We start from the raw sequence: 13,203 nt of genomic DNA on the forward strand, positions 1-13,203 counted from the left end.
CGTCGTTCAGTCACCGCCAAGGTCCGCATCCGCATCCAACGCCGGCAAGCCCAGCGCCGCGCGCTTCTCAGCCACCGTCAGGAAATCCGCCGAGGCCACGCGGTTCCAAACCGCATCCCGCTCCGCGGCAAGCGCAGGCACCTGATCAAGATCCGGCCGCAGCTCGACGTCTTCGCCGACAAAATCCGACAGCCAACGCCCCACCTGTTGCGCCACCTTTGAGGCCAACGGCAGCACGGTTTGACGATAGAACGCGCGATGCGCCTCGGCATAGTTCGCATAGGTCGCCTCACCCTGAATCCCCAACAGCATCGGCGGGACGCCAAAGGCCACAGCGATCTCCCGCGCCGCTGCTTCCTTGGTCTTCTGGAACTCCATATCGCTGGGCGAGAAGCCCATCGGCTTCCAATCCAGGCCACCTTCCAGCAGCATCGGGCGCCCGGCGTTGCGCGCGCCTTGGTGATGCGCCTCCATCTCGGCGGTCAGGCGGTCATATTGCTCCGTTGTCAGGTGCCCTTGGCCATCCGCGCCCTTCCAGACAATCGCACCAGAGGGGCGCGCCGCGTTATCAAGCAACCCCTTAGACCAACGTGACGCGCTGTTGTGCACATCGACGGCCTGCGCCGCCGCCTGCAAAGGCGATAAGCCGTAGTGATCATCCTGCGGATGAAACGTCTTTACATGAAGAACAGGCGACACCGGCCCGGTCACATTGAAGCGATGCTTGCGCCCCGCCACCTCGTAGACATAAGCTACAGGCCACCCATCCGGGCCCGGCACGACGCTCATCCGGTCAGAGCGCAAAACATGCAGCTCATAGGGCAGCCCCTGTTCACCGGCGACCGCTTCGACGTAGCCATCCCCCGACAGCAGCAGCTGGCCATAGAGCGCTTCGAACAATTCCGCCCGCCCCTGGCCGGGGTTCGGTGCCGTGACAAGTTTCAGGATCGGATGCTCCGCGTACCGTGCCGTCTGATCCTGAAGCACCAAGGGCAGTGCCGCCGCCGACTCCGCGATCAGCTTCACCGCGCGAAACCCTACCGGATTGCCCGCAAATGCCTGCCGCGTCAACGACACCGTATCCCGAGGGCTCCAGGCCACGCGTCCGCCGGACATATGAGCGACAACGCGCCCGGTGGCAGAGGCCTTCACCTCAGGCACAGCCGACGCCACATCGCGCGGTCCGGACCGCCGCAGAAAATCGAATACCATGGTCATGCTCCTTTTCCCTCCGGTCGTCACCAAGCCGCCAGGCCCCGTGACAAACCTCCGAGCGCGCCGACATCCTGTCTCACGGCCCTTGGTCTTGGCTTCTCGTCAAACTGGCGAAGACCCACGGTCAATCGCGCTTCGAGATACAGACTATGATTGGGAGGTTAAGGCTGCGTAGGACCACCGTACGGTGCCCAGACCACTATCTTTTACACGCAATATCAGATACATAATTAGAAACATCGAAGGTCGGGGCTGCCCCCGACCTTCCTGTCAAGCAGACCGGACGCGCGGCGCCTGCGGTCCACGGCCAAAGACCAACTCAGTAACCGCCCAAACCAACGCATCGACACGATCCGGGCTGCCCTGGCCCTCGAACCCCATCGGTGTCATCAGGCACAATTGCGACTCCAGCTCAGACAGCCCGCCGGCGTGACGTACCCGCCCCTGTTCATACAAGGCAGCCACAGGCTCCGCCCGCGCACTCTTGCCGTCGGTCGCATGAACACGGCGCACCGGAAGATCCGGGTCCACCTGATGAAGCACCTCCTCCACCATAGCCCCGCCTTGGTTTACCTCGGCCACAACCCTGTGCGCACCCCAGCGCTTCGCTGCGGCCGCCACCACGCCCGCCCATCCTTGCGGCCGCATACCGCGTACACTGGCGTCCTCCAGCACATGAACGTGCAAACGCCCGTCCTCCGCGCGCCACGCCCCGGCCACCACGATCCCACAGGCGTCTGATCTTTTCGTGTCCCCCGCAGGAGGATCGACGGCAACCACGATGCGCTCCAGACCGGGCACCAGTCCCCCTTTCGCGGCATCCATCATCTCTCGCGTCCAAAGCGCGCCATCCACCTCATCCAGCAACATCCCGTCCAACTCCTGCCGCCCAAGCGAAGTGTCGGCATAACGCGCCCTCACCTCTTGTAGAAAACTGCTCGCCAGATTGGCGCGGTTCGCCTCCGTCGGCGCTTGCGTGACCACAGTGGACGGCACCGCCATGAGTTCCTTCAACACACCGACGTTGCGCGGAGTCGTCGTCACACACACCTGCGGATGCGCGCCCAGGCGCAAGCCGAATTGCAGCATGTCCCACGTGTCGCGCGCTTTCTTCCACTTCGCCAATTCATCGACCCATGCGCAGTCGAACTGTGGCCCGCGCAGCGCCTCAGGTTCGCTGGCGGAAAACAGCATCGCTTCGGCGCCATTGGGCCAGACCAGACAGCGCCGCGTCGCCTGCCATGTCGGGCGCCGATCCGGCGGCGAACAGGCCATGATGCCGCTGTCGCCAAAAACCATGACCTCGCGTGCTTGGTCGAAGGTTTCGCCGATGATCGCCAGGCGCCGACTTTTCCCCGGCGACAGCGGCAATGCGCCTTCGACCTGACGGCGCACCCACTCTGCGCCCGCGCGCGTTTTACCTGCGCCACGGCCGCCAAGGATCACCCAAGCCCGCCAGTCGCCGTCTGGTGGCAACTGATGCCGATGCGCCCAGAATTCAAAAAGAAAAGGGAGCGCCATGCGCCCCCCTTCCGATAGCCCATCGAGGAACTCAGCCCTCTTCGCAGCAGGTTCGGATGCGAGCCAGACGGCACCCGATTTCAAGCTCTGCCGCATCAAGGTCGAGCCCCCAGGCACCGACAATGCCACTGTCTCGTTTTCTGATCGTATCAAGTTCAGCCTCCGTTTCTCTCAGGGCTTTCAGCCAATATCGCAGGTCAGACATCACACCGCCGACCTCGGTTTTCTTCGCCTCGCCGTTTCGGATTTTTCCCTGTAGGTCGCGGATATCCGCAGCCAGTTCGTCCAACGTCTGCGCAATCTCTTCGCGTTGCGCTTCAAGACGTCCGGCCTCACACACCGGAACCACCAGAACACAGCCTTGTTGTTGTTTGCTGCTCATATGCTCGACACCTTTTTTGCCTGTAAGGTTGCCCCTCCTCGGGCAGGCACGAAACGGCCACCATGGGTCTTACCCTTTTGGCCCCTGCCGCACCTTGTCCAGCATGTCTGAAAAGCTACTCAGGACAGTGCGCTCAGTCAATCGGGCCATCGAACGCAAGGCGTTGAATTTGTTCACACTTCCAAACCACGCCTTAACGCGCGACACAGGGCTGACGCGCCATCCTCTCGCTTGAGGGATGAACGTTGCATTGCGAAAATGACAAATTCTACGGAAAGCCATGTCAGGCGTCAGGAATGTCTTAACCGAAACAGCGCAGATTCCCGGCGACGTCGGGAAAGGCTTGTCATGACTCTGCGCGAATCCATGTTACTCATCCTCGTTCCGCTTTTTGCTGTGGTGGCATATTTCAGTCATCAAGAATGGCGAGAGATGTCAGGCCATATTGCAGACCTTGACGCCAGCATCGTCTCGATCACCGAAACCGATAGCATCGGAAATTTGATCCACGAGCTTCAAAAGGAACGCGGCTTTTCAGCGGGATACACATCCTCGGGCGGCAAGAACTTTGCCGATGCGCTGCCCGAGCAACGCAACGCTACCGACATCGCTATCAAGGCTTTTGCCACGCAGACGGCCACGGCGCGCACCCATTTCCCGGAGGCTTTTTCAGCGATCGAGCTCACCCTGGCTGATCTAAAGGAATGGCGGCGCGCCATCACGGCAACAGAACGCACGGTTCCGGAATTGGCCGGCTTCTACACTGGCCTGATCAACTCTCTTCTCGATGTCACGAACCAGAGCCTCCATGTCGACACAAACTCTGATCTCAGCTTTCGTCTCGATGCTAAGATGCTTATTTCTCAAGCGAAGGAGAGCGCAGGGCTGGAACGTGCCATGGGTGCAACCGGCCTCGGCGCTGGAGCATTCGCCGCTCCCATACACATCCGATTTGTCAGTCTCGGTGCGGCACAACGCAGCAATCTTCAACTTGCTGCCGATGAACTGATGCGTCCGGAGTTCATGACCGAAATTCAAAATTCACCTTCTGCACGAGCTGTCTCGCAGATGCGCGACATACTCACGCAATCGGTCTATACCGGCGACATGGGTAATTTCACAGCGCCGGAGTGGTTCGCCGCCTCTACCGCTTGGATCGACCTTCTTCGAGAAAGGGAAGTGGCGTTATCGGCCGAAATCATGACTCTTGCAGAGGCAATTCGCGCCGATGCAAGCCAAAGCCTCCGGACCACCTTTGCCATGATCGGAGGAATATCCATTCTGGCTGCAATACTTTCAATTTTCTTTTTTGAAAATATGATACGACGGATCAAAAACCTGATCAATTTGATGAGCATCTACCGCGATGGCAATCTGGAGCAAGACGTGCCGCGGTATTCTCGCCGGTCTGAGCTCGGTCGCATGGCAAGCGTTCTTGATGACTTCAAAAATGCAATGCTCGACCAACGCAATGCCTCTGCACGTTCCAAAGCCGAAGACGAAGACCGTCTGAACGCCATCCACCAAAAGGTCGTCAACATGATGGCGGACGGATTGGAATCTTTGGCTGCAGCGGATCTGACCCGCCGCTTCGACGAACCGCTTGACCCGAAATACGACCATATTCGACAGCATTTCAACACGACTGGGGATCGTCTGCACGAGGTCATCTCTGCTCTTGCGGGAGCGGTATCGAACCTGAACAACAGCGCCACCGACATGGATAGGGACACCGAAAGCCTCGATCAACGGACCCGCCAGCAAAGCGAAACCGTGACCAGCAGCGCCAGCGGAGTCAATCGGGTGGCCGATGAGATGCGCAGTGATCTTAGCAAACTGGACGAAGCCAGATCCGAGGCACGAACCGCCTCAGATAACGCTGCGCAATCCGACCAGACCGTCGCCACCGCTATTTCCGCCATGGATCGGATTGCCGTCCGTTCTGATGAAATCTCCAAGATCGTAACAGTGATAGAAGAAATCTCCTTCCAGACCAACCTTCTGGCGCTGAACGCCCGCGTAGAAGCCGCGCGCGCAGGTGAGTCAGGACGGGGCTTTGCTGTGGTCGCCGAAGAGGTCCGCGACCTCGCTGGCAGATCGTCGAAATCGGCAATGGACATCAAGAAGCTCATATCGGAGAGCCACAAGGAGGTGCATAACGGGGTAGAGCTTGTGAATTTAGCGGGAAAATCCCTGCAAAGCATGATTGCCAGTATCCAATCCATGGACAGCACGCTGACCGATGTCTCGACGTCGGCTAAGTCTCATGCCGAGGATCTGTCCGACATCGACCACGCCATGCGTATTCTTCAGGATTTGACCAATGCCAATACCAAAATGGTCAAAGACAGCCGCGCAACAGCGACTGACATAACCCACACGGCCAATCTCATCTCGCAGTTCGTCGCAGACTTTCAGATCAATCGCGAGAAAGCGCAGACCTCGAACGCCGCCTGACATAGCACTCCAGGTCAAACGGGAACCCCCAAGGTCAATCACGCGTTCTCTCCTTAGCTCACGAAAAAGGGAGAAGAACGATGGATATTGTTCGAATACTGCTCAGTCTGTTCCTGCCACCGCTCGGCGTCGCCCTCGAAGTGGGTCTGACCAAGCATTTCTGGATCAATATTCTGCTTACGCTTCTGGGTTGGCTGCCGGGCGTCGTGCACGCCATATGGATCATCTCCCGTCGCCCAGTTGCAGCCTGAAGGGGAAAAGAAATGACCCTTGACCAACATATGAGAAACGTCGATCGGGCTGAAAAAATCGCCCGTCGCATGGATGCCGCATTTCATCTCCCCGGCACCCGAATCCGCATCGGTTACGACAGCATAGTCGGCTTGGTTCCCGGCATAGGCGACACGCTCGCTCTGGCGCCATCTGCCTATATCGTCAAACTCGCGCACGAATGCGGCGCGTCTCACGCTTTGCTTGGCCGTATGGGAGTTAACCTTGGCATAGACTGGCTCATAGGCCTCGTACCATTAATTGGTGACATCTTTGACGTGGGTTGGAAAGCCAACCTTCGCAACGCAGCATTGCTTCGCGCGCATGTCGAGTCACTTCACGGCCTGACGCCGCAAAACCCTGTTGGTGCCGACAGTCAGCCGGCCACAGCAAATCCTTGAAGTCATAAAGCAAAAGGGGAGCCGTATAGCTCCCCTTCGCATTTGGTCTAGACCCGAAACTGGATCAGCCAACCAACTCAAGGCCGGAGAAGAAATACGCGATTTCTTCCGCTGCGGTCTCAGGAGCGTCGGACCCATGCACAGAGTTCTCACCAACTGACTCTGCGAATTCTGCGCGGATAGTGCCCGCAGCCGCATCAGCCGGGTTGGTTGCGCCCATCACTTCACGGTTCTTCGCAATGGCGCCTTCACCTTCAAGAACCTGCGCGACGATCGGCTCGGAGGCCATGAATTCACACAGTTCGTCGTAGAACGGGCGCTCGGCGTGCACTTTGTAGAACTCACCCGCTTGTGCCTTGGTCAAGTGGATGCGCTTTTGTGCGACGATGCGCAGGCCGGCATCTTCGAACTTTGCGTTGATCTTGCCTGTCAGGTTGCGGCGCGTGGCGTCGGGCTTGATAATGGAAAACGTGCGTTCCAGAGCCATGGGTTTTCTCCGTTGATACTGGCCGGAGGATCCGGCCTAATTCTGGGCAGGCGCGTACCACGGGCTATCCCCGTTGAAAAGCCCCGGCCGCCTATGCGGCTTGGGAATGGGTCGGTGGGCGGGCGCTTTTGCGTCAGCAAACAGAGCAGAGCCCGACGGACCTTCCCCCGGGCGAAACCCTCTGCTAAAGCGCGCTCATGTTGCGCATCGAAAAAATCAACTTCTCCATCGACGGCCGCCCCCTCTTCGAGGAAGCCTCCGCCTCCATTCCTGACGGTCACAAGGTTGGCCTCGTCGGACCGAACGGCGCGGGAAAGACCACGCTGTTCCGCCTGATCCGCGGTGAACTCACGCTGGACGGCGGACAAATCGACATTCCGGCGCGGTCGCGCATCGGCGGTGTCAGCCAAGAAGTCCCCTCGTCGGAAACGACAATCCTCGACACCGTGCTGGAGGCCGACACAGAACGCGCCAGCCTGATGAAAGAGGCCGAGACCGCTGACGGCCATCGCATGGCAGAGGTACAGACCCGTCTCGCCGACATCGACGCCTGGAGCGCAGAGGCCCGCGCATCCACAATCCTCAAAGGTTTGGGTTTTGACACGCCCGAACACAGCAACCCCTGTTCCGCTTACTCCGGCGGTTGGCGCATGCGCGTGGCTTTGGCCGGCGTGCTGTTTGCCCAACCGGAACTGCTGTTGCTGGACGAACCGACCAACTACCTCGACCTCGAAGGGGCGCTCTGGCTCGAATCCTACCTGGCGAAATATCCGCACACCGTCATCGTGATTTCTCACGATCGGGGACTGTTGAACCGCGCGGTGAACACGATCCTTCACCTTGAGGACCGAAAACTCACGTACTACGGCACTCCCTACGATGGTTTTGTCAAACTGCGCGCAGAGAAGCGCGCCCAGCTGACCGCCACCGCCAAAAAGCAGCAGGACCGTCGCGCTCACCTGCAGGGCTTCGTGGACCGTTTCCGTGCCAAGGCCTCCAAGGCGAAACAAGCGCAGGCACGTCTCAAGATGATCGAGAAGATGGACATGGTTACCGCGCCCGAAGAGGCCGCGAAGCATGTCTTCACCTTCCCGCAGCCCGACGAACTCAGCCCGCCGATCATCAACATCGAAGGCGGCTCCACCGGCTACGACGGCACGGCCGTGCTGCACCGCCTGAACCTGCGCATCGACCAGGATGACCGCATCGCATTGCTTGGCAAAAACGGTCAGGGCAAATCCACGCTCTCCAAATTGCTTGCCGACCGGCTTGCGCTGCTTGACGGAGAGATGGTCCGCTCGTCGAAACTGCGGATTGGCTACTTTGCTCAGCATCAGGTGGATGAACTGCACCTGAACGAAACTCCGCTGCAACATTTGCAAAGCGCACGTCCCGGCACCCAACCGGCTCAGCTCCGCGCGCGTCTGGCAGGTTTCGGTCTGCATGCGGCGCAGGCAGAAACTGAGGTCGGACGGCTGTCTGGCGGGCAAAAGGCCCGCTTGTCCTTGCTGCTCGCCACGCTCGATGCGCCGCACCTGCTGATCCTCGACGAACCAACGAACCACCTTGATATCGAAAGCCGCGAAGCCCTGATGGAGGCGCTCACCGCCTACAACGGCGCGGTTATTCTTGTCAGCCACGACATGCACCTTCTGTCCATGGTCGCCGATCGCCTCTGGCTTGTATCCGGCGGCACTGTCAAACCTTACGACGACGACCTTGACGCCTATCGTTCGCTGCTGCTGACCAAGGAATCGCCGGCCAAACCTGCGAAGCCCAAGCAAAAGCAAAAACGCGCCACCCGCGATCAGGTGCTCGACCTGCGCGCAGACGTCCGTAAATGCGAAGAGCGCGTCACGAAGCTTGAACAGATGCGGGAAAAACTGGCCAAAAAACTGGCAGACCCGAACCTTTACGACAACGAAAAGGTCGGTGAACTAGAGGTCTGGAACAAGAAATACGCCGAGATCATGGAAGCCCTTGGCCGCGCCGAGGAACTCTGGGTCAAGGCTCAGGAAAAGCTGGATCGGGCGCAAGCGGATTAACGCGCCCCGCAGCGGCTCGGGCGTATCTCGCCCGGGCCAGCTCATTTACCCCTCTTGAGAAACTCGGGCCCTGGTGCGCGCTTGATTGCGAAATACCGGACACGAAATCGCCTCAATTCCATCCGCACTCTCAAGCGCCAAACTCTGAAAAATCAAACTGTTAACAGCCATTCCGCCGACCCGAAGCGCTTGGATAAGGCAAAGTCGCGTTAACTTTATGTCCTAATTGAGGCTTCTTCGACTCAATTGCCCAGGTTATGCCTTATTTAATGAAGGCACAGGCTGCGGGGGCCGCCGGTGTCAAAGGCAACCCGAAGGACGCTCGAAATGGCCCGTACATCCGGAACGCAGACACCGTTCCAGACCCTTGGTGTAACTGCCGCTGACGATCAGGCGACCATTCGCGCCGCGTACAAACGCCTCGTGCGGGCCAACCATCCGGATCGCTGTCCCGCAGATGCCGCCCACCTCAATGCCAAGCTGGCCGAGCTGAACGCGGCCTATGACAAACTGCGGCACCACACGCCATTCCGCAGGGCAGGCCGAAAAGCCGAACGCAAACAACCGGATTTCAGTGCCGAAAACGACGCTCGACAGGCCGCCGCCGCGCAGGCTCAAGCGTTCCGTGAACAGCAGGCCAGCGTCAAAGCCGCCGCAGAGGCAAAGGCACGCGCGGACCGTGCGCGCCACGCCGAAGATGCACGCAAAGCCGCAGCCGAAAGAGCTGCACGCGCAGAACAGGCCCGCCAAAACGCCGCGCGCTCGGCAAAGCCTTTTACCCAAGCGGAGCGCAAGGCGCTGGCCACAGCCAGCCGTGCGTTTGCCTCCGCCCGCGCAGCGCTCGACACGCCGCAACCGCCGGCTTTCAAACGTGCGGCCTGAGCCAGCAGCACATGCGACGGGACTTTACCTGTCCTGCGTTCTCGCCTAGGCGAGAGATATGGAAACCGCTTTCCTCATCTCTGCCTTTGCGACACTTTTCGTTGTCATTGATCCGATTGGCCTGACACCGATTTTCATCGCTCTGACGCAAGGCACCCCCACGGCCGCACGCCGGGCCATTGCCATCCGTGCGACGGTGATCGCCTTTGCCTTACTGACCCTTTTCACCTTTTTCGGCGAGGCGGTTCTTGGCTTCATCGGAATCACCATGCCCGCCTTTCGCATCGCGGGTGGCATCTTGTTGTTCATTACCGCGCTCGACATGCTGTTCGAACGCCGCACCAAGCGACGCGAGGATCAGGCCGAAGGTGACCATCCACCGGACCCGTCTGTGTTTCCGCTGGCGATCCCCCTGATTTCCGGCCCCGGAGCCATTGCCACCATGATCCTGCTGGCGGGGGAAACCGACGGCGCTCTTGGCATGGCGGCCATCCTCGCAGTGATGAGCAGTGTCTTGCTGTTGGCTTTGGGCATGTTCCTGTCGGCAGGCATCATCGAACGGGCCTTGGGGCCGATCGGGATCACCGTAACGACACGCCTGCTGGGAATGTTGCTGGCCGCGCTATCGGTGCAATTCGTGCTGGACGGGCTTTCAGGTGTCGGTATCGGCGGTCCCTGACCTTTGCCGATCCTGACCCAGTGCTTACATACAGAAGGCAGGGCTTTGAGGGAGCAAAGAGATGAGCAACGACCAATTGGCCCAGGCTTTGTTTCTCGGGCTGCTAGCCGCCAGCGGGTTGGGCTGGGTTTATATGGCCTTCCGCCAGTCTCCCGGACGTTTCACTCAAAATCTTATTGCATGGGCGCTGCTCTTTATCGGCGCCATCGCTGCGGCAGGACTTTGGCAGGACGTTCAAGGCAGCCTGAACGAGCGACAGGCGCTTGTGACGGAGGACGGCCATGTAGAAATTCCGCGCGGCTATGATGGGCACTACTATGTCACGTTGGAGCTTAACGGTCAGCCCGTGCGCTTTGTCGTTGATACGGGCGCATCCGGTATTGTTCTAAGCCGCGAGGCCGCGGCCTCGGCTGGACTGAGTGCCGAAACTCTGGAATTCTATGACATTGCCCGGACCGCAAACGGTGTTGTGGAAACCGCCCCCGTCACGCTCGACACTGTGGGTCTCGGGCCATTTCTCGACCACCGTGTCAGAGCGTACGTGAACGGTGCCGAAATGAGCACGTCGCTGCTTGGCATGGACTACCTCGACCGGTTTGACCGGTTGGAAATCTCGCGTGGCCGAATGATCCTCGAACGCTGACTTGTGTCAGCATCCGACAAATACGCGCTGAAACCGCGAGATTTAGCCCGGCTCAGGCCTCGGCCTTCTTTTCCCAACGTCCCGCGTCTTCGGACCAGTATTGCGCCTTGCAACCTGCGCCGCTGAGCGCTTTCCACTGTCCACGCGCGGCCTGAACCGCGTCGGCGTCGTGGCCGTTGAACAAGATGCAGACCCGCTCCAATCGGTTCACCTCGTCTGCGGCAACGTCGGCCCCGTCCACAGCCATCAAGCAGGCCGGGTCATTGGCTGCCGCTGTTCCGCTGATCAAAAGGATCGGTTGCTCCGCGTCATGCGGGCCGCCCTCGACCCCATGTGGCAAAAACCCATCCTCGCGCCCAAGCCACAGTTGCTGGTCCAGCCACTGCAAGCGACCCTGATCCGTTCCGCGCACCGCGACACGCCATCCACGTTCCAAAGACTTTTCCAAAAGCATGGGCAGCGTTACTTCCAAAGGCTGCCGCGTCAGATGATAGAATAAGGCGGTCCCCATCAGCTTGTGCGCCCCTTAAAAGAATACGGAAGAGCGCGCCAAAGCGCGCCCTCCTCGAATTTGCATGCCAACAAACGCAAACCGGATCACTCCGCTTTGGCTTGAGCTTCAAACCGATCACGGATCAGCCGATCCAGTGCCATGACACCCCATCCTGTCGCGCCCTTGGGCGCCAGCGTGGTGTCCTTGGTGACCTGCGCCACACCCGCGATATCGAGGTGAATCCACGGCATGTCATCCTGGACGAAGCGTTTGAGGAACTGTGCCGCAGTGATCGACCCGGCGGCGCGACCGCCGGTGTTTTTAACGTCGCCTTTGGTGCCTTTGATCAGGTCATCGTAAGACTTCGCCAGTGGCATCCTCCACGCACCTTCGCCCTCGGCAGCCGCTGCCTTGAGGAAGTCGTTGGTAAAGCCTTCATCCGTCCCATAGACCGCCGCCATGTCGTGGCCCAGGGCGACGATGCAGGCCCCGGTCAGCGTGGCAAGATCGACAATGGCAGCCGGCTTTTCGGTTTGCTGCGTGTGCCAAAGCACATCTGCGAGAACCAGGCGCCCCTCCGCATCCGTGTTGAGCACCTCGATCATGTCGCCCTTCATGGACTTCACGATATCGCCGGGACGCGTCGCGCGATCCGACGGCATGTTCTCCACCAGACCGACGAGGCCCACCACATTGGCCTTGGCCTTGCGCAGCGCCAGCGTCTTCATCACGCCAGAGACGACGCCCGCACCGCCCATGTCCATGGTCATGTCTTCCATACCGGCCGCCGGCTTCAGCGATATGCCGCCCGTGTCGAACACCACACCCTTGCCGACCAGCGCCAGAGGCGCCTCATCCGCGCCGCCCTTCCAGCGCATGACGACCACCTTCGACGGCATGATGGACCCCTGCCCCACCGCCAGCAGCGCGCGCATGCCCAGCTCCGCAAGACGCTCCTCTTCAAGGACCTCGACCTCCAGCCCGATGTCGCGCAGCGCTTCCAACCGGTTTGCGAACTCCACCGTGCCCAGCACGTTGGCCGGCTCGCTGACCAGATCGCGGGTAAAGAAGACCCCCTCGGCCACAGCATGTGTGTCGGCGAAGGCAGCATCCGCTTCTTCAACCGATTTGACCATGATCGTCGCCGCTGCGGGTGTCTCCGACGGCTCCGCCTTGCGCGCGGTAAACGCATACCCCTTCAGCCCAAGACCAAGCGCTAACTGCTCTGCCCGGCGCGTCCCGTCGGTGAGCACAGTAATCTCTCCCTTGCCAGCGGAGCGGGCCAGCGATGCCCCGGCCTTGCGCGCGTCCTCGACCGAGGGGCGGCGCGGCAACTTTACCATGACGACGGCCTCGGCCTTCATGCCTGCGGGATAGTTCAGTGCCATGACATCGCCCGCCGACAACTTGCCCCAGGCCTCACTTTCCAGGGCACGGGCCAGTGCTCCTTTGGACAGCTTGTTCACGCGCCGCGCGCTTGGGCCCATCGTGCCCTCCGCAGGCACCAGCACCGCCACCTTGCCTGGGACCTCCGTCAAGGCGTCCAGATCAGTCTCGGCAAAGCGAATGTCGCGCAGGTCAGTCATTCCGGGTCTCCTGTGAAAAGGTAAGCAGTTCCTTGCCCAAAGACCTAGCCCCGCCCGCCGCCGATGACCAGAGCCTGCTTTCCCCCCCGGTCCGTTTGGCATAATGTGAACGGCAACAATAGACCCCGGGGGGACGATCCAA

13 protein-coding genes are annotated in these 13,203 nt (G+C 60.2%); 7 read left to right on the forward strand and 6 right to left on the reverse strand.

Features of this window, described 5'->3' with window-relative positions:
• Window positions 1–6 precede the first annotated feature (6 nt).
• The 3 genes from GGQ68_RS09175 to GGQ68_RS09185 all read right to left on the reverse strand — a co-directional run bounded on the left by GGQ68_RS09175 (window position 7) and on the right by GGQ68_RS09185 (window position 3,118).
• The gene (locus tag GGQ68_RS09175) at window positions 7–1,212 is read right to left on the reverse strand and encodes a phage portal protein (RefSeq protein ID WP_183965721.1); all 1,206 of its coding nucleotides are present in this window, start codon (window positions 1,210–1,212) and stop codon (window positions 7–9) included.
• A gap of 273 nt (window positions 1,213–1,485) precedes the next feature.
• Complete coding sequence (locus tag GGQ68_RS09180; RefSeq protein WP_484592949.1) at window positions 1,486–2,832, reverse strand: DNA-packaging protein; 1,347 nt, start codon at window positions 2,830–2,832, stop codon at window positions 1,486–1,488.
• Window positions 2,768–3,118 carry a hypothetical protein gene (locus tag GGQ68_RS09185; protein ID WP_183965250.1) on the reverse strand — a complete coding sequence of 117 codons (351 nt, stop codon included), beginning with the start codon at window positions 3,116–3,118 and terminating at the stop codon, window positions 2,768–2,770. Before GGQ68_RS09185 ends, GGQ68_RS09180 begins: the two co-directional genes overlap by 65 nt.
• A gap of 348 nt (window positions 3,119–3,466) precedes the next feature.
• Between GGQ68_RS09185 and GGQ68_RS09190 the strand changes: the two genes are divergently transcribed.
• The 3 genes from GGQ68_RS09190 to GGQ68_RS09200 all read left to right on the forward strand — a co-directional run bounded on the left by GGQ68_RS09190 (window position 3,467) and on the right by GGQ68_RS09200 (window position 6,246).
• Entirely contained in the window at window positions 3,467–5,575 is a 2,109-nt protein-coding gene (locus GGQ68_RS09190) for a methyl-accepting chemotaxis protein (RefSeq protein WP_183965252.1), read from the forward strand.
• A gap of 80 nt (window positions 5,576–5,655) precedes the next feature.
• Entirely contained in the window at window positions 5,656–5,826 is a 171-nt protein-coding gene (locus GGQ68_RS09195) for a YqaE/Pmp3 family membrane protein (protein ID WP_183965254.1), read from the forward strand.
• Between the two features lie 12 nt (window positions 5,827–5,838).
• Entirely contained in the window at window positions 5,839–6,246 is a 408-nt protein-coding gene (locus tag GGQ68_RS09200) for a DUF4112 domain-containing protein (RefSeq protein ID WP_183965256.1), read from the forward strand.
• A 64-nt stretch (window positions 6,247–6,310) separates the two neighbouring features.
• Here the strand turns inward: GGQ68_RS09200 and ndk are convergent, their stop codons facing one another.
• A complete protein-coding gene (ndk, locus tag GGQ68_RS09205) occupies window positions 6,311–6,733 on the reverse strand; it encodes a nucleoside-diphosphate kinase (protein WP_183965258.1) in 423 nt (140 codons plus the stop codon).
• A gap of 197 nt (window positions 6,734–6,930) precedes the next feature.
• Here ndk and GGQ68_RS09210 point away from each other — a divergent pair, with 197 nt between their 5' ends.
• From GGQ68_RS09210 to GGQ68_RS09225, 4 genes are all read left to right on the forward strand, one after another.
• Window positions 6,931–8,778: an ABC-F family ATP-binding cassette domain-containing protein gene (locus tag GGQ68_RS09210; protein WP_183965260.1), complete on the forward strand. Its 1,848-nt coding sequence runs from the start codon at window positions 6,931–6,933 to the stop codon at window positions 8,776–8,778.
• Window positions 8,779–9,105: 327 nt separating this feature from the next.
• Complete coding sequence (locus GGQ68_RS09215) at window positions 9,106–9,660, forward strand: J domain-containing protein (protein ID WP_183965262.1); 555 nt, start codon at window positions 9,106–9,108, stop codon at window positions 9,658–9,660.
• Between the two features lie 58 nt (window positions 9,661–9,718).
• Window positions 9,719–10,339: a MarC family protein gene (locus tag GGQ68_RS09220; protein ID WP_183965264.1), complete on the forward strand. Its 621-nt coding sequence runs from the start codon at window positions 9,719–9,721 to the stop codon at window positions 10,337–10,339.
• Window positions 10,340–10,400: 61 nt separating this feature from the next.
• Window positions 10,401–10,982 carry a retropepsin-like aspartic protease family protein gene (locus tag GGQ68_RS09225; protein WP_183965266.1) on the forward strand — a complete coding sequence of 194 codons (582 nt, stop codon included), beginning with the start codon at window positions 10,401–10,403 and terminating at the stop codon, window positions 10,980–10,982.
• Between the two features lie 52 nt (window positions 10,983–11,034).
• Here the strand turns inward: GGQ68_RS09225 and GGQ68_RS09230 are convergent, their stop codons facing one another.
• On the reverse strand, window positions 11,035–11,493 hold the full coding sequence (locus GGQ68_RS09230; protein ID WP_183965268.1) for a DNA polymerase III subunit chi: 459 nt from the start codon (window positions 11,491–11,493) through the stop codon (window positions 11,035–11,037).
• A gap of 86 nt (window positions 11,494–11,579) precedes the next feature.
• A complete protein-coding gene (locus tag GGQ68_RS09235) occupies window positions 11,580–13,061 on the reverse strand; it encodes a leucyl aminopeptidase (RefSeq protein WP_183965270.1) in 1,482 nt (493 codons plus the stop codon).
• Between the last annotated feature and the right edge of the window lie 142 nt (window positions 13,062–13,203).

Source organism: Sagittula marina, from assembly GCF_014196795.1.
GTDB lineage: Bacteria > Pseudomonadota > Alphaproteobacteria > Rhodobacterales > Rhodobacteraceae > Sagittula > Sagittula marina.

Bases quoted from the DNA above. Each gene is read 5' to 3' on its own strand.
- GGQ68_RS09220 (WP_183965264.1), top strand. From the start codon at position 9,719: ATGGAAACCGCTTTCCTCATCTCTGCCTTTGCGACACTTTTCGTTGTC.
- GGQ68_RS09175 (WP_183965721.1), bottom strand. From the start codon at position 1,212: ATGGTATTCGATTTTCTGCGGCGGTCCGGACCGCGCGATGTGGCGTCG.
- GGQ68_RS09230 (WP_183965268.1), bottom strand. From the start codon at position 11,493: ATGGGGACCGCCTTATTCTATCATCTGACGCGGCAGCCTTTGGAAGTA.
- GGQ68_RS09210 (WP_183965260.1), top strand. From the start codon at position 6,931: ATGTTGCGCATCGAAAAAATCAACTTCTCCATCGACGGCCGCCCCCTC.
- GGQ68_RS09195 (WP_183965254.1), top strand. From the start codon at position 5,656: ATGGATATTGTTCGAATACTGCTCAGTCTGTTCCTGCCACCGCTCGGC.
- GGQ68_RS09215 (WP_183965262.1), top strand. From the start codon at position 9,106: ATGGCCCGTACATCCGGAACGCAGACACCGTTCCAGACCCTTGGTGTA.
- GGQ68_RS09185 (WP_183965250.1), bottom strand. From the start codon at position 3,118: ATGAGCAGCAAACAACAACAAGGCTGTGTTCTGGTGGTTCCGGTGTGT.
- GGQ68_RS09190 (WP_183965252.1), top strand. From the start codon at position 3,467: ATGACTCTGCGCGAATCCATGTTACTCATCCTCGTTCCGCTTTTTGCT.
- GGQ68_RS09225 (WP_183965266.1), top strand. From the start codon at position 10,401: ATGAGCAACGACCAATTGGCCCAGGCTTTGTTTCTCGGGCTGCTAGCC.
- GGQ68_RS09235 (WP_183965270.1), bottom strand. From the start codon at position 13,061: ATGACTGACCTGCGCGACATTCGCTTTGCCGAGACTGATCTGGACGCC.
- GGQ68_RS09180 (WP_484592949.1), bottom strand. From the start codon at position 2,832: ATGCGGCAGAGCTTGAAATCGGGTGCCGTCTGGCTCGCATCCGAACCT.
- GGQ68_RS09200 (WP_183965256.1), top strand. From the start codon at position 5,839: ATGACCCTTGACCAACATATGAGAAACGTCGATCGGGCTGAAAAAATC.
- ndk (WP_183965258.1), bottom strand. From the start codon at position 6,733: ATGGCTCTGGAACGCACGTTTTCCATTATCAAGCCCGACGCCACGCGC.